12 protein-coding genes are annotated in these 15836 nt (G+C 68.4%); 2 read left to right on the top strand and 10 right to left on the bottom strand.

Features of this window, described 5'->3' with window-relative positions; genetic code table 11:
- Positions 1 to 17 precede the first annotated feature (17 nt).
- A complete protein-coding gene (locus OB2597_RS20060) occupies positions 18 to 1706 on the bottom strand; it encodes a chloride channel protein (protein WP_009807457.1) in 1689 nt (562 codons plus the stop codon).
- A 109-nt stretch (positions 1707 to 1815) separates the two neighbouring features.
- Here OB2597_RS20060 and OB2597_RS20055 point away from each other — a divergent pair, with 109 nt between their 5' ends.
- Positions 1816 to 3192 carry an FAD-binding oxidoreductase gene (locus OB2597_RS20055; protein ID WP_009807456.1) on the top strand — a complete coding sequence of 459 codons (1377 nt, stop codon included), beginning with the start codon at positions 1816 to 1818 and terminating at the stop codon, positions 3190 to 3192.
- Positions 3193 to 3289: 97 nt separating this feature from the next.
- Complete coding sequence (locus OB2597_RS21095) at positions 3290 to 5134, top strand: alpha/beta fold hydrolase (RefSeq protein ID WP_009807455.1); 1845 nt, start codon at positions 3290 to 3292, stop codon at positions 5132 to 5134.
- A 136-nt stretch (positions 5135 to 5270) separates the two neighbouring features.
- On the opposite strand, the gene recN is transcribed toward OB2597_RS21095, so the two are convergent.
- From recN to OB2597_RS20005, 9 genes are all read right to left on the bottom strand, one after another.
- Positions 5271 to 6917, bottom strand: coding sequence for a DNA repair protein RecN (recN, locus tag OB2597_RS20045; RefSeq protein WP_009807454.1), 1647 nt, complete (start codon positions 6915 to 6917; stop codon positions 5271 to 5273).
- 39 nt (positions 6918 to 6956) lie between these two features.
- The gene (locus tag OB2597_RS20040; protein WP_084658904.1) at positions 6957 to 7829 is read right to left on the bottom strand and encodes an outer membrane protein assembly factor BamD; all 873 of its coding nucleotides are present in this window, start codon (positions 7827 to 7829) and stop codon (positions 6957 to 6959) included.
- Positions 7830 to 7976: 147 nt separating this feature from the next.
- On the bottom strand, positions 7977 to 8900 hold the full coding sequence (gene lpxC, locus OB2597_RS20035) for a UDP-3-O-acyl-N-acetylglucosamine deacetylase (protein WP_009807452.1): 924 nt from the start codon (positions 8898 to 8900) through the stop codon (positions 7977 to 7979).
- Between the two features lie 250 nt (positions 8901 to 9150).
- A complete protein-coding gene (gene ftsZ, locus OB2597_RS20030) occupies positions 9151 to 10779 on the bottom strand; it encodes a cell division protein FtsZ (RefSeq protein WP_040609471.1) in 1629 nt (542 codons plus the stop codon).
- 425 nt (positions 10780 to 11204) lie between these two features.
- Positions 11205 to 12536 carry a cell division protein FtsA gene (ftsA, locus tag OB2597_RS20025; protein WP_009807450.1) on the bottom strand — a complete coding sequence of 444 codons (1332 nt, stop codon included), beginning with the start codon at positions 12534 to 12536 and terminating at the stop codon, positions 11205 to 11207.
- Positions 12533 to 13453 (bottom strand): cell division protein FtsQ/DivIB, encoded by a 921-nt coding sequence (locus OB2597_RS20020; protein WP_009807449.1) that lies wholly within the window; start codon positions 13451 to 13453, stop codon positions 12533 to 12535. Before OB2597_RS20020 ends, ftsA begins: the two co-directional genes overlap by 4 nt.
- Positions 13441 to 14376 carry a D-alanine--D-alanine ligase gene (locus tag OB2597_RS20015; RefSeq protein ID WP_084658903.1) on the bottom strand — a complete coding sequence of 312 codons (936 nt, stop codon included), beginning with the start codon at positions 14374 to 14376 and terminating at the stop codon, positions 13441 to 13443. The genes OB2597_RS20020 and OB2597_RS20015 overlap by 13 nt, the downstream gene beginning before the upstream one ends.
- An 84-nt stretch (positions 14377 to 14460) precedes the next feature.
- Positions 14461 to 15399, bottom strand: a complete 939-nt coding sequence (gene murB / locus OB2597_RS20010; RefSeq protein WP_009807447.1) for a UDP-N-acetylmuramate dehydrogenase — start codon at positions 15397 to 15399, stop codon at positions 14461 to 14463.
- A gap of 57 nt (positions 15400 to 15456) precedes the next feature.
- Positions 15457 to 15789: a hypothetical protein gene (locus tag OB2597_RS20005; protein ID WP_148234768.1), complete on the bottom strand. Its 333-nt coding sequence runs from the start codon at positions 15787 to 15789 to the stop codon at positions 15457 to 15459.
- Positions 15790 to 15836 lie beyond the last annotated feature (47 nt).

Here is a 15836-nt window from a genome sequence, read left to right as displayed (position 1 = left end):
CGGACCAAAGAAGCGGGTCAGCTGTGTTCTTCGGCGGCGGTGGCCGCGAGGGCGCGGTTGTAGGCGCGCAGGGCGTCCACGTGATAGAGCGCCCCCAGCAGGTCCGGCGGCTGGTCCGCCCGGCGGATCTGCACGACCGGAAGGAAGACCGCGCCGGTGCGGTCGAAGGCCGGCAGGGCGGTTTCCAGCGTGGCCTGGGCGTCGACGTAGTCGCCGGCCTCGATCATCTCCCAGCAGGCGGCGTCGCTGGCGGTGCGTTCGCCGCCGCGCGGGCGCATGACCTCGGAGACCCGGAAGAGCGCCAGGAGGTAGGCCTGGGGGCCGGCCGCGACATGCACCCCGCGCCGTTCGAGCTGGGTGAGGAAGAAGGAGCGGTCGACCAGCCGGGTGCCGACCGAGGTCGAGATCGAGACGGTGACCATCACGGCCAGTCCGGTGGCCCAGTCGCCCGTCAGTTCGAAGACGATCAAGGTGGTCGAGATCGGCGCGCCGAGCACGGCCGCCGCGACCCCGCCCATGCCCGCCAGCGCGTAGAGCGACGAGGATCCCGAGACCTCGGGAAAGATCGAGGTGGCGACGAGCCCGAAGGCCAGCCCCGTCAGCGCGCCGACCATCAGCGCGGGCGAGAAGACGCCGCCACCCATCCGGCCGCCGATGGTGACGGCCACGGCCACGGTCTTGATCACGGTGAAGACGATGGCGTCCCACAGGCCGATGCGCCCGGTCAGCGCGAGCGAGGTGGTCTCGTAGCCGACGCCGATGATATGCGGAAAGGGAATCGCGATAAGCCCCAGCAGGGCGCCGGCCAGGGCCGGGCGCAGCCAGCGCGGGATCGAGAGGCGCGACTGGACGTGTGTCGCCACATCCTCGGCGGCGAAGATGGCGCGCATCAGGATGCCGGCGGCGATGCCGCAGACCCCACCGAGGATCAGGAAGGCCGGCAGTTCCTGGTAGAACTGGAGGATCGAGGCGTCGGGCAGCGTGAACTCGGTCACGCCGCCGAATTCCAGCCGGTTGATCACCGTGCCCGCGACCGAAGCGATGACGATCGGGGCGAAGGCGTGAATGGCGAAATGGCGCAGCACCACCTCGAGCGCGAACAGCGCGCCGGCGATCGGCGCGTTGAACGAGGCCGAGACGGCCGCGGCCACGGCGCAGCCCAGCAGGTCGCGGCCGGTGACGCCGTCGGCCTTGAGCCAGTGCAGCACGCGCGAGGAGATCACCGCGGCGAGGTGAACGACCGGCCCCTCGCGCCCGGAGGAGCCGCCGGTGCCGAGGGTGATGAGCGAGGCGGCCGCCGAGGCGAGACCGGCCCGCCCCTCGACCCGGCCGTCGTTGAGCGCCGCCCCCTGGATCACGTCGGCGACCGAGCGGACGCGGCCGTCGGGGGTGAAGAGGTGCAGGATCAGCCCGACCGCCAGCCCGCCCAGAACGGGAATGCAGAGGACCCAGTACCACGGCAGGTTTCCGACCCAGCTGTGCAGGTAGGTGATGTCGTCTGTCCGGTAGAGCCAGGACTGCAGCGCCTCGATCCCCTTGCGGAAGAAGAGCGCCGCCGCCCCGCCGGCGATGCCGACCGCGAGGGCGATGAGCCAGAACTGGAGCTGGTTGGGCCCCCGGTCGAGGACCACATGCCAGGCATTGCGCACCTGCGCCCGGATCCCGTCGGCGGCATCTGCCAGCAGCGATCGGCTCTGCGCGGACATGGAGGGGCCCTTCCCGTTCGATTGTCGGCCGGCGCGCCGTCACAGCCCGCCCTTTTCGGCGCGCACCGGCTGCCCTAGAAGGGGCCGAACGCACCTTGGGGGAGCTCGTATGACAGTTGACACGGCCTGGCCGGAACTTTCGGAACTCTTAGGCGATCGGATTACCCGGTCCAAGTCCGAACTGGAGGCCCATGGCGGCTCGGAGAGCTATTTCCCCCTGACCCCGCCCGATCTGGTGGCATTTCCGGAAACCACCGAAGAGGTGGCGGGGCTCATGCGGATCTGCGCGCGGCACGGGGTTCCGGTGGTGGGCTGGGGCGCGGGGACATCGCTCGAGGGGCAGGCCCAGGCGTTCCAGGGCGGGCTCTGCGTCGATTTCGCCCGGATGAACCGCATCATCGAGGTCGCCCAGGGCGACATGGATGCACGGGTGCAGCCGGGGCTGACCCGCGAGGCGCTGAACGATGAGTTGCGCGCGACGGGCCTGTTCTTTCCGGTAGACCCCGGGGCCAACGCCTCGATCGGCGGCATGGCCTCGACCCGGGCGAGCGGAACGACGGCGGTGCGCTACGGGACGATGCGGGACAATGTGCTGGGGCTGGAGGTGGTGCTGGCGGACGGCCGTATCATCCGGACCGGCACGCGGGCGCGCAAATCTTCGGCCGGATACGATCTGACGGGCCTCTTCGTGGGGGCCGAGGGCACGCTCGGGCTGATCACCGAGCTGACGCTGCGGCTGCACGGTCAGCCCGAGGCCATCACCGCGGCGGTCTGTGCCTTCGACACGATCGGGGGGGCAGTGCGGGCGGTGACGGATGCGATCCAGATGGGCATCCCGATGGCGCGGATCGAGTTCGTCGACGCGGCCACGGTGGCGGTCTTCAACAGCTATGCGGACGCGGGCCTGGACGAGGTGCCACATCTGATGATCGAGTTCCACGGCTCGCCCGGATCGGTCGCGGAGGATGCGGCGGTCTTCGGCGACATCGTGGCCGATCATGCCGGGCGCGGGTTCCAGTGGGCGACCGACCCCGAGGACCGCAAGGCGCTGTGGACGCTGCGCCACCACGCCTACTGGGCGATCCTGGCCTCCCGGCCCGGCGCACGGGCGGTGGTCACGGACATCTGCGTGCCGATCTCGCGGCTGGCCGAGGCGGTGGAGGCGACGCAGGCGGATCTCGAGGCGCATGGGATCGCGGGGCCGATCCTGGGCCATGTGGGCGACGGCAATTTTCACGCGATCCTGATGTTCGACCCCGCGGATGCGGCGGAACTGGGACGGGTCAAGGCGGCGGCGGACCGCCTGGTGTCGCGGGCGCTCGACATGGGGGGCACCGCCACGGGAGAGCACGGCATCGGCATCGGGAAGAAGGGCTTCATGCAGCGCGAACACGGCGAGGCCTGGTCGGTGATGGGCGCGCTCAAGCGGGCGCTCGATCCCGAGAACATCCTGAACCCCGGCAAGCTCGCGCCCGACGCCAACTAGAGAAAGCGTCCACGGGACGGTGACGCGGACTCGCAGCAGGTGACAGGGGGGCGCGGCATCGTCTACAGTCAAGCGGTTGGATCGACCGGGGACGCCAGTGACAGATCAGGACGCCGCCGGCGGAGAGCCGGACTCGCAAGACGTGACCGACGCTACGCTCCGTGACGAGGTGGTCGACAGGCTGTACGGCACGGCGCTCGATCCCGGGTCCCTGCCCGATCTCGTCGATCCCTGGGACAAGCTTCTCGCGCCGCACTGGCACCGACCGCCCCAGATGCGTGACGACCTGATCGCGGACACCGGGCTTGTCCGCCATGCCCGCCGCGTCGAGCAGTTCCTGGCCCGCGCCCGCGCCGCCAACGAAAAGCCGCCGGAAGAGCTGGAACTGAGCGCCTATCGACGGTCGGCGGCATTCACCCTGGACAGCTCGCTGAGGATAACGGCCGCCAATGCCGCCGCGCGCGGCGGGCTGGGCATCGACCGCGGGATGGCGCTGGCGGCGTTGAGCCTGCGCGAGGACGACCGGGCCCTGCTGCGCCGCGTGGCCCGGTCGATGCTTCGGCGCAGTGGATCGGACCTGCCGGAACTGTCGCAGCTGATTCGCGCGCGGCGTCGCTCGGACGACCGGATCATGCTGTTGCAGGTGACCCTGGTGCAGCACGAGGGACACGCCGATTTCGTCCTGGTGGTGACGACCGAACTGCACTGGCCCGAGGCCGCGGCCGAGGTGCTGCGGGACGCCTTTGCGCTGACCCCGGCCGAGATCGACGTGCTGCGGGCGCTGACGGAGACCCGGACGCTGGCCGAGATCGCGCGGCAGCGGGGCCGGTCGGTGGATACGATCCGGACGCAGATAAAATCGATCCTGGCCAAGACGGAAACGCACGGTCAGAACGATCTTCTGCGGCTGGCGATGACGGCGATGGATTTCGCCCCCCCGACCGAGCCCGTGCCCGACGACACCTTCTCGGCGCCGCGATACAGCCGCCTGGCGCGGGGCGGCGCGGAACTGCCCGCCCTGCCCTTCCGGACGCTGGTCCGGACCGGCGGACGGCAGATGGACTACCTGGAATTCGGCGATCCCACTGGCCGGCCGCTGCTCTATTTCTGTTCCAATTTCGGCCTCTGCCGATGGCCGGCCGCGGCAGAATTCGCGGCTGCCCAGACCGGGCTGAGGGTCATCGTGCCGATCCGCCCCGGCTTTGGCGGCTCCCACCCCCTCCCGCAGGGGGCCGACCGGGTGCAGGAGGTGGCGAGGGATATCGTCGCGCTGCTGGATCACCTGGGGATCGGGCGGGCGCATTGCCTCGTGCTGGATGAGGACATGATATACATGGCGCGCCTCTTCGCGCTGGCGCCGGAACGGGTCGGCGCGGTGATGGGATGCTCGGCCGTGCTGCCGCTGACCAGGCCCGCGCAATACGAACGGATGGGCCGCTGGCACCGGTTCGTCCTGGGCAACGCGAGGTTCACGCCTCAGCTTTTGCCGTTTGCGACGCGGGCAGGCTTTGCGATGGCCCGTCACCTGGGCAAGGCCGAGTTCGTGCGCCTGGTCTTCAGCGCCTCGGAGACGGACCGCGCGATGACCCGCACCCCCCGGGCCTTCGAGGCGATGGACTGCGGGTCGGATATCGTCCTGTGCGAAGGGGGCGACGCCTCGCGCGCCTTTGCCGAAGAGGTTCTGCTGGTGCATCGCAGCGACTGGTCCGAAGAGTTCCGCGCCATGAGCACCGCGATCCCGGTGACCGACCTGATCGGGCGTGAGGATCAGTCCATCCACCCCGAGACCCGCCGCGAACTGGCGGTGGATTTCCCCGAGGTCACGATCGAGCCGGTCGAAGACGCCGGTTCGTTTCTGCTGTTCCAGCACTGGCCGCTGGTGCTGCGCCGGCTGGAGGAAGTGATCGCGGCGCGACGCCCGCATTGCAGGAAAGATAATTAACCCTGCACACCGCTTTTTAACCCGTTTGGGGTATGACGCCGAAACGGGTTTCACATAGGAAAGATGCACGTAAGCGGTATCGTGTTGTGGCCCCGGTCTGTGTCAGGCGGATCGGGGTTTTTTTGTGCCCGGCACCCTATCCCAGAAGGGCCAGCGCCGCGGCGCGCGCCTCATCCGTCACCCGGTCGCCCGAGAGCATCCGAGCGATCTCGTCGACACGGGCGGAGGGGTTTAGGGGCGTGACTGTCGAAAGCGTCACATCCCCCTCGACCCGCTTGGCCACGCGCCAGTGATGCGCGCCGAGCGCGGCGACCTGGGGCGAATGGGTGACCACCAGGACCTGTCCTGAACGCGCAAGCGACGCCAGCCGCCGGCCGACCGCATCCGCCGTGGCGCCGCCGACGCCGCGGTCGATCTCGTCGAAGATCATCGTGGCCTCGGACTGCTCGCCCCGCAGGCAGACCTTGAGCGCCAGGAGAAAGCGGGACAGTTCCCCGCCCGAGGCGATCCGGTTCAGCGCGCCCGCCGGGGCGCCGGGATTGGTGGCGACGGTGAAGGTCGCGTCGTCGATGCCGTCCGGCCCCGGCTCGCGGCGGTCGATCACCGTGCGGAAAACCGCGCGCTCCATCTTGAGCGGCGCCAGCTCCTGCATCACCGCCGCATCCAGCCGGGCAGCGGCCTGGGCGCGGGCGTCGGAGAGCTCCTGCGCGGCGGCGGCATGGCGCGCCTCGGCCTCCGAGGCGGTCCTTTCCAGCGATTTCATGTGCTCGGCGCCGCTGTCCAGCCGGTTCAGACGCTCGCGCAGGCTGTCGGCGAAGGCCGGAAGATCGTCGGGCGCCACGCCATGTTTGCGGGCCGCGGCGCGGATGGCGAAGAGGCGTTCCTCGGTCCGTTCCAGCTCCAGAGGATCGACTGAAAGCTCTTCGAGGCAGCGCTCCACGCCATCCGTCGCCTCGCCCAGTTCGGTCAGGGCCCGCGACAGGGCCGAGAGCGGCACATCGAGGCGCCCCTCGGTCCCGTCCGCCGCCCCGTCGAGCCAGCGCAGGGCGTCCGTCAACAGACCTTCGGCCCCGTCCGAGCCCAGGGCCGCGGCAGCGCGGGCGATGTCCTCGCGGACCTTGCCCGCCGATTGCATGAGGCGGCGGCGGGTATCCAACGCGTCGTCCTCGCCCGGCTGCGGGTCGAGCGTGTCGAGTTCCGCCACGGCGTGGCGCAGGAAATCCTCTTCCGCGCGGACCTCGTCCAGTGCGGCGCGGGCGGTTTCCAGTTCCCGGGTGGCGGCGCGGCGGGCGCTCCATGCGGCGCGGGTCGTCTCGATCAGGTCGGCGCGCGCCATGAAGGCGTCGAGCAGGGCCAGGTGACCGCGCGGGTTCAGCAGGCCACGGTCGTCATGCTGCCCGTGCAGCTCTACCAGCGTGTCCGAGAGCGCGCGGAGAACATCGCCCGAGGTGCGGCGATCGTTCACCCAGGCCGTCTTGCGCCCGTCGGCCGTGTTCACCCGGCGCAGGATCAGTTCGGATCCGCCGGGAATGCCGGCTTCGGACAGGACGGCACGGGCCGGATGATCGTCGGGCAGATCGAACCAGGCGGTGACCTCGCCCTGGCCGGCGCCCTGCCGGACCAGATCGGCCCGGCCCCGCCAGCCGAGCACGAACCCCAGCGAATCCAGCAGGATGGACTTGCCGGCGCCGGTTTCGCCGGTCAGCACGTTGAGACCCGGCTGGAATTCAAGTTCCAGCCGGTCGATGATCAGCATGTCCCGGATGTCCAGCCCGCGAAGCATCGATCTATCCTGCCAGGGGACCCCGTCTTGCGGGGCGGATCACAGCCATTTGCCCTGAATCATCTGGCGATAGACCTTGGCAAGCCAGTTGTTGCCGCGAACCTTGGGCTCGAGCCCCTGCCGTGTCAGCAGGCGATAGCTGTCTTCGTACCATTCGGTGGACTGGAAGTTGTGGCCCAGGATCGCACCGGCGGTCTGCGCCTCGTCCGTCAGGCCGAGGCTGAGATAGGCCTCGACCAGGCGGTGCAGGGCTTCGGCGGTGTGGGTCGTGGTCTGGAAATCCTCGACCACGACACGGAAACGGTTGATCGCGGCCGGGAAATGATCGCGCTTGAGGTAATAGCGCCCGATCTCCATCTCCTTGGCGGCGAGGTGATCGAAGGCCAGGTCGAATTTCAGGATGGCCGAGCGGGCATAGTCGCTTTCGGGATAGCGTTCGATGACGGTCCGCAGAGATTGCAGCGCCTGGAAGGTCAGCCCCTGGTCGCGGCCGACCTCGTCAATCTGGTCGTAATAGCTGAGCGCCAGCAGGTACTGGGCATAGGCGGCATCGTCATCCGTCGGGTAGAAGTCGATGAAACGCTGCGCCGAGGCGCGGCTCTCCTCGTAGTTCTTGTCCTTGTGGAAGGAAAAGGCCTGCATGATCAGCGCGCGCTTGGCCCATTCCGAGTAGGGATAGAGGCGCTCCACCTCGCCGAAATACTCGGCAGCGCTGTCATAGTCGCTGCTGTCCAGTTCGTATTCGCCGCGCTGGTAGATCTGTTCGGCCGTGAAGGACTCGATCGGTTGGCCCCCCATCCCGAGCCCGTCGGTCGAGGTTCCGCCGCAGCCGGCCAGCGCCACGCAAAGCAGAATCGCCGCGGCCCGCGTTTTTCCGCCAGACAATCCAGACTTCCCCACGTGCCGCCTCATACGTCTTGTTATGATTTGCCCACTCCGCAAACCGCCGAACCCGGTGAAGGACCGGCCGTCCCCAAGGGTCTAGCACAGAAAACCGGGGGGGCAAATCGACTTTCACCCCCATCCATGTCGCAAGATGCGGGCGCTTTCCACAGGAAATCAGGCGACTGCGGGAATTTCCGCGAGATGGACGCCAGCCCCCGGCAAACAGCGGGCGGTGGCCGCGTCGCAGTCGACGATCTCGTAATTCGCGCTGTCGGCGAAAACCGCGCGCAGCAGCGTGTTCGTCAGGCTGTGTCCCGCGCGTGTGCCGGTATAGAGGCCCAGGACCGGACCGCCCGCCAGCAGCAGGTCGCCGAGCGCGTCGAGCATCTTGTGCCGCACGGGTTCGTCGCGCCGGCGCAGACCGCCCGGGCTGACAACCGCATCGCCGTCGAAGACCACCGCGTTCTCGCCCGGCACACCGCCCAGGGCCAGCCCCTGCGCGCGCATCGCGTCGACATCGGCCTGGCGGCAGAAGGTCCGGCAGTCGCAGAGTTCGCGCACGAAGGTCCCGTTCTCCATCGTCAGCTGCTTGCGCTGCGACCCGATGGCGCCGTCGGCAAAGTCGATGCCGAAAGCGATCTCCATCACGCGGCTGGGTTCGAGGCGGGCGGCGGCGTCGCCATTGCGCACCTCGACCGGGCGGAGGATGCGGATCGCGCGGATCGGGGCCGCCTGCACGGTCAGCCCGCATCCCAGGAAGGCGCGGACGAAGGGGGCGGAGGAGCCGTCGAGGATGGGAACCTCGGGGCCGTCGATCTCGACCAGGGCGTTATGGATGCCGCAGCCCGCGAAGGCCGCCATCAGGTGCTCGACCGTCGAGACCGAGGCGCCCGACCGGTTTTCCAGGCGGGTGCAGAGGGGCGTACGGTTGACCGCGCTCCAGATGGCCGGGATCTCGGCGTCGCCGATGCGGATGTCCGTGCGGCGGAAACGGATGCCGTGGTTCGCGGCAGCGGGGCGCACGATCAGCGTGGCCGGCGCCCCGCTATGGAGCCCGACACCTTCGAACCGTACCGCCGATTTCAGCGTCTTCTGCACGCGATCCCCACTTTCCGAACACGTCTTCCGCCGGTGCCGCCGCATGACGGCATGACCGGCCTGTCCGTGGTCTTCTACCTATGGCGGGGGGCGGTCCGACTCAATTCACTCTTTGCAACGAAATGAAACATGGGCGGGCAGCCAATCCGGCGCTTCGCGCAATGGGTGAGCACAGGACCGCAGATCGTTGCAGACAAACGGAAACGGCCGCCCCGAAGGGCGGCCGCTGGTCAGTGTCCCTGATCCCGGATCAGTTCGCCTGGCGGCGCAGGAAGGCGGGGATCTCGATCCGTTCCTGATCCGGATCCTTCTCGGCCGGGCGCGGCGCCTCCTGCGTGCGCAGGGCCGGCTGCGGCTTGGGCTGGCCCGCGGCGGCGTGTTTCTGCTCGCCGGTCATGCGGTTGATGAGGGAGTTGATGCCGAAGCGCGACTTTTCCTCGTGATGATGCTCGGCCTGGCGCGCCGACGTCTTGTTGGTGACGGCGGCCTGCAGGCGGGCGAGAGTCTCGGCCGAGGGCTGGCCCTGACGGGGCGCGCGGGGCGCGACGAACTCTGCCGGGGACGGACGTTCCGCCTGCTGCGGAGCGGGCTGCGGTGCCGGCTGCACGGCCTGCGGACGGTAGGCCGGGGCGGGAACGCCCTCGTCCGTCGTGTCCTCGTAGTGGTAGGTTTCGGCGTCCCGCTCGGCCTCGGCGGCGTCGAAATCGTGGAAGAGCGAGGGCTCGTTCTCGTCATCTTCCTCGACGGCGACGGCATGGACCGGCTCGGGGCGGGGTTCCGGCGCCGGGGCAGGCGCGGGTTCATAGGCCGCCTCGACCGGTTCCGGCGCGACGAATGCCACGGGGGCCTCGACGGCGGCGGGCGCCTCGGGGGCCCGGCGGCGCGGGGTCGGAACGTCCTTGGACATGTCGCTGACGTCGATGCCGGTGGCGACGACCGAGACCCGCATCCGGCCTTCCATGTTCGGATCGAGCGTGGAGCCCACGATGATGTTCGCGTCCGGATCGACCTCTTCGCGGATCCGGTTGGCCGCCTCGTCGAGTTCGAACAGGGTGAGATCGTCGGCGCCGGTGATGTTGATGAGCACGCCCTTCGCGCCGCGCAGGCTGATCTCGTCCAGCAGCGGGTTCGCGATGGCCTTCTCGGCGGCCTGGATCGCACGATCCTCGCCCTCGGCCTCGCCGGTGCCCATCATGGCCTTGCCCATCTCGTCCATCACCGCGCGCACGTCGGCGAAGTCGAGGTTGATCAGGCCGGGACGCACCATCAGGTCGGTGACACCCTTCACGCCCTGGTAGAGCACGTCATCCGCCATCGAGAAGGCTTCGGTGAAGGTCGTCTTCTCGTTGGCGAGGCGGAAGAGGTTCTGGTTGGGGATGATGATCAGCGTATCGACCATCTTCTGAAGGGATTCGACCCCGTCCTCGGCCTGCTTCATCCGCTTGCCGCCCTCGAACTGGAACGGCTTGGTGACGACGCCGACGGTCAGCACGCCCAGTTCACGTGCGGCCTGCGCGATGATCGGCGCGGCGCCGGTCCCGGTGCCGCCGCCCATGCCGGCGGTGATGAAGCACATGTGCGACCCGGCCAGCTGATCGACGATCTGTTCGATGCTCTCTTCGGCGGCGGCGGCCCCGATCGACGCCTTGGCGCCGGCGCCCAGTCCTTCGGTCACCTTCACGCCAAGCTGGATGCGGTGCTCTGCCCGGCTTTGCTGAAGGGCCTGGGCATCCGTGTTGGCCACGACGAAATCGACGCCGTCCAGCGCCTTGTCGATCATGTTGTTGACTGCGTTGCCACCGGCGCCCCCGACACCGAATACGGTGATGCGCGGTTTCAGTTCTTCCTGCTGTCCCGGGACCGAGAGATTCAATGCCATGGTTTCTTCCGCCTGTGGAGCCATCTTGTGGGATGATTATTCATGCCTATCGTTGATGACTGTAACGCGAGTCTGGGCCGAGGTCATCAGCAAATCTGGGGAATTGCCGCAAAATCTGGTGAGAAACTCAAGAAATCAAGCGCGATATTGCTGTTACAGCCAAATCTTGAAGTTCAAGAATACGCAAGAATAGAGCGGAGCTGAGCAAGTACAGTCCGAACATACAGCGAATCTAGCGCCTTAGCGACAGCCCGATTCTCCTTCGATGATGAGTGGTCACTGCTCGCGCCGACTCGGACGTTATCCGCCCCATTGGCGGGAATCGTGGCACAAACCGCGCGCGGGGGCCAACGGATTCCGGAGAATTCATCCCGTTTCGCAAGGACTTGCCGATCGCGACCGCCGGGAGCGGCGGGTGCCGCCGGTTACCAGTTGTCCTTGAACCAGCGCACCGCGCGGCGGAGGCTCTTGGCCGGATAGCGATCGATCGGCACCTCGAAATCCCACCATTCGTCCTGCGGCCGGGCGGCGAAGAGGCACATGCCGACCGACGAAGCGAATCCGGGGCCGGTGGCGGCCTGCGGCAGACCGTGCACGCGGAGCGGCCGGCCGAGACGCACGCGCTGACCGAGGATGCGCGAGGCGAGACCGTCGAGCCCGGGGATCTGGCTGGCGCCGCCCGTCAGGACGATCTGCTGCGATGGCAGGTGGTCGAACCCGGCGGCATCCAGACGGTGGCGGACCTCTTCGAGGATCTCCTCGACCCTCGGGCGCATGATGCCGATCAGTTCGGCGACCGAGACCTCGCGCCGGTCGTGGTTCCAGTCGCCCGTCTCGCTCTTCAGTTCGATCCGCTCGAGATCGTCGCGGCCGGTGGCGACGACGCCGCCGTAGAAGGTCTTGATCCGCTCGGCATGCGAGGCCGGGATCTGCAGCGCCATCGAGATGTCCGAGGTGACGTGATCCCCGCCCATGCGGACCGTGTCGGCATAGATCATGTGCTTTTTCATGAAGATCGAGAGGCCGGTGGTCCCGCCGCCCATGTCGATGCAGGCCGCGCCCAGTTCCTGCTCGTCCTCGACCAGTGAGGAAATGCCGGTGACGTAGGCGGAAGAGGCGACGCCGGCGAGCTCGAGATCGCAACGCTTGAGGCAATAGGCGAGGTTCTGCACCGCCGTGGCATCCACTGTCAGCATGTGCAGGTCGGTCGAGAGCACATGGCCGATCTGGCCGCGCGGATCGCTGAGGCCCGAGCGGTGGTCGAGGGCGAAGTTGACGGGCTGGGCGTGCAGCACCTCGCGGCCGGGGCCGTAGTCGGGCACGTCGCAGGCGGCGAGCACGCGCGAGATGTCCTGTTCGCTGACAGCCTGGTCCTCGACCTCGATCTCGCCCGCCAGCCCGTAGGACCGGGGTGCCGCGCCCGAGAAGCAGGCGATGACGTGGTCGACGCGGATGTTGGCCATCTTCTGCGCGGCCTGCACGGCCGTCCGGATCGCGCGCTCGGCCTCGGGCATGGCGTCGATCTCGCCGAAATTCACCCCGCGCGAGCGCGTGGTCGCGGCGCCGATCACGCGGAAGCCGGCCTGCCCCGCCAGCGACCCGGAGTCGCCGCGCGCCGTCGTGCCGGTCTGGTCGATGCGCAGCACAAGGCAGGCAATCTTGCTGCTGCCCACGTCCAGCACGGCCACCACGCCGCGCTGCAGGGCCGCCTTGCGCATGTTGCGCATCGCACGTTGCGTTTCGTAAAGCATGGTCATCTGTCACCCGTCCCCAGATAGACGTCCTTTATCTGCCGCCAGCGATCGAGCGCCCCGGCGTTCATTCGGACCGTCGGACGCGCGGCGAGGCGCAGATCCAGCGCCGCCACGTCGCGGTCCAGCACATCCTGCGCCTCGTGCAGGGCAATCGCCCGTTCCAGCGCAAGTTCCGGCTGCCGGTCGGGCAGCATGATCCTCAGGTCCGGCTCGAGCACCACGTCCCAGCGGCGTTCTCCGATGCGCTCCAGCCCGCGCAGCCGGTCGCGGAAGGGGGCGGCGATCTCGATGAGCGCCAGGGCCTCGGCCACCGCCTCGGAGGCCCTGTGGCCCGCGATCAGAGGCAGATCGGCCCGGTCGGTCCGGGCGCCGAGTTCTCCGATCACGATGCCGGTCCGGTCGATCAGTTGCAGCCCCTCGCGGCTGCGCCAGACCAGGGCGGGCTCGCGTTCGGTGACCGTCACCTCGAGCACGCCGAGCTGGCGCACGCGGGCGCGGGCGTCGGCCACGGCCGGCAGCCCGATGATCGCGCTCCGCAGGTTGTCGAGGTCGAGGTCGAAGGTGCTGATCGGAAAGTCGATCTGCGAAATCTCGCGGATATCCGCCTCGATCCCGGCCGAGGCGCCCTCGACCGCCATCAGGCGGACCATGAATTCGGGGCGCGTCTCGACCTGATTGCGGATGTCGTGAACCTTGCGCAGCAGCGCATCGCGCCGGGTCTCGTCCGACAGATAGAGGGCGGACAGGGACATCGAGAGCAGGAAGGGCAGGATGACCCGCAGGGTCAGGCGGTAGGCCGGGGTCAGCATGACCCGTTGCAGCCGGTATGCGGCGCGCGAGGGCGCGGGGTCGGTGCGCGGCCTGTCCGGCTCGCGCGGGGCGTGCTGCGCGGTGGCGCGGGTCGCGGTCAGCGGTTGCATGAGGCATCCTCCACCAGCCAGCGGCACAGGGCGCCGAAGCCGATGCCCATGGCCTGGGCGTGTTCGGGTGTCAGCGAGGTCGGGGTCATGCCCGGTTGCGTATTGGTTTCCAGCAGGATCAGCCCCTTGGCGCCGCGGGTCTCGTCCCACCGGAAATCCGTGCGCGACACGCCGCGGCATCCGAGCGCGACATGCGCACGCCGGGCGTAGTCGAGACAGGCGGCGGCAATGTCTTGCGGAATTTTGGCGGGGCAGACATGGCGCGACCCGCCGGGGGTATACTTCGCCTCGTAGTCATACCAGCCGTCCGTCAGGATCTCGGTGACGCAGAGCGGGCCGGGATCGCCCTCGCCCGTGCCCATGACCGATACGGTCAGTTCGCGGCCCGGCACGAATTTCTCGACCATGAGCGTTTCGGGAAGCGCCTCATCGACCTGCGGCGGCCCGTTCGCGACCTCGTGGACAAGGTAGACGCCGACCGACGACCCCTCGTTGAAGGGCTTCACGACGTAGGGCGGCTCCATCACGTGACGGGAGACAATCTCGGACCTGCGGGCCAGGCAGCTTTCGGCGAAGGGCAGTCCGGCCTGGCGATAGACGCCCTTGGTCCGCTCCTTGTCCATGGCCAGCGCCGAGGCGAGGACACCGGAATGGGTATAGGGGATCCGCATCCATTCGAGAACGCCCTGGACGCAGCCATCCTCGCCCCATCTGCCGTGAAGGGCGTTGAAGACCACGTCGGGAGAGAGATCGGCGAGGCGCGCCGAGAGATCGCGGTCCGCATCGACCTCGACCACCTCATAGCCTTCGCCCCGCAAGGCGGCCGCGCATTCGCGCCCTGTCGACAGCGACACCTCGCGCTCGGCCGAGGGGCCACCCATCAATACCGCCACTTTCGGGGTTGCCCTGCTCGACGAACCCACTTTGTGCCTCAAGTCCCGGGCTTATTGCGCCCGATAATGTGCCTTTGAACCGGAAAGGTCCTGTATCTGCCCTGCGCTCTGGCCCTAGCCCTCTTTCGGGGCGTGTTCGCCGATGCGCATGATTTCCCATTCTAGCGTCAATCCGGAGGATTGGAAAACCCTTTTTCGCACGTCCTCGCCCAGTTCCTCGAGCTCCGCGGCGGTCGCGCCTGCCGCGTTCAGGAGGAAGTTGGGATGTTTCTCGCTCATCTGCGCGCCGCCGTGGCGGGCGCCGCGCATTCCGGCGTCGTCGATCAGCTTCCAGGCCTTGAGATCATGCACATCGTCCGCCTGCCCGGTCGAGGAGAAGCCGGCCGGATTTCGGAAAGTCGATCCGGCGCTGCGCTCTTTCGTCGGCTGGGTTTCGTCGCGTTTCTGCAACTGCGCCGCCATCCGATCGGCCAGATCCGCCGGGTCGCCGACCGGGGCCTCGAAGGTGACTTCGGTCACGACCCAGCCTTCGGGGATGTCGGTCTGACGATAGGCAAAGTCGATGTCGCCCGAGCCCAGCGTCACCCGGCGCCCGTCGCGTGTCACCGCGCGGGCCGAGTGGAAATTGTCAGCCGTGTAGGTGCCATAGCAGCCGGCGTTCATGCGCAGCGCGCCGCCGATCGAGCCGGGGATCGTGCGCAGGAAGGTCAGGTCCACGCCGGCCTCGACCGCGCGGCGCGCGACATGGGCGTCGAGCGCGGCCGCCCCGGCGGTCACCCGCCGGCCCTCCACCGTGATCGCGTTGAAGCCGCGGCCCAGACGGATCACCACCCCCGGCAACCCGCCGTCGCGCACGATCAGGTTCGACCCGACGCCCATGGGAAAGACCGGCACCTCGGGGTCGAGGGCAGAGAGAAACGCGGCAAGGTCGGTTTCGTCGGCCGGCTGAAAGAACCACTCCGCCGGGCCGCCGACCCGAAGCCAGGTCAGCTCGGACAGCGGCCTCTGCGCCGTCAGGCGTCCTCGGGTCTCGATCCGGTCGGGGCGGGGCATGTTCTCTCCTGCGCGGGTGACCGGGCGGGGATAGCAACGGCCGCGCGGGGCGGCAAGTCAGACGAACCGCGCCTCGCGGCGGCGGCGGATCGCGCGGACGAACATCCGGATCGACATGCCCAGGACCGATCCGCCCATGGTGCAGACCGCCATCGACTGGATCAGCAAAAGGTCGGAGCCGGGGATCGGCATGTAGACCGACTGCGCGATCAGCGCGGCCCCGACGAGCGGCAGGACCAGCCCGCGGGGCCAGAGCCCCTCGCCCGTGGCGACATAGCAATAGAGCGCGGCCGCAAAGAAGGCCGCGAAGGACAGGATGAAGAAAAAGTAGGTCTGTAGAAAGAGCATCACCGCCACGCCCACCTCTAGTTGGTCGACATGGTCAGCCATCAACATCTGCACGGCAAGGGATTATGTAGCGGCGAAACTCCGCCGAT

Origin of the sequence: Pseudooceanicola batsensis HTCC2597, assembly GCF_000152725.1 — a bacterium.
GTDB classification, from domain to species: Bacteria; Pseudomonadota; Alphaproteobacteria; order Rhodobacterales; family Rhodobacteraceae; genus Pseudooceanicola; species Pseudooceanicola batsensis.
The sequence above is the reverse complement of the archived record's forward strand: the minus strand, read 5'-3'. Positions and strand labels throughout refer to the sequence as shown.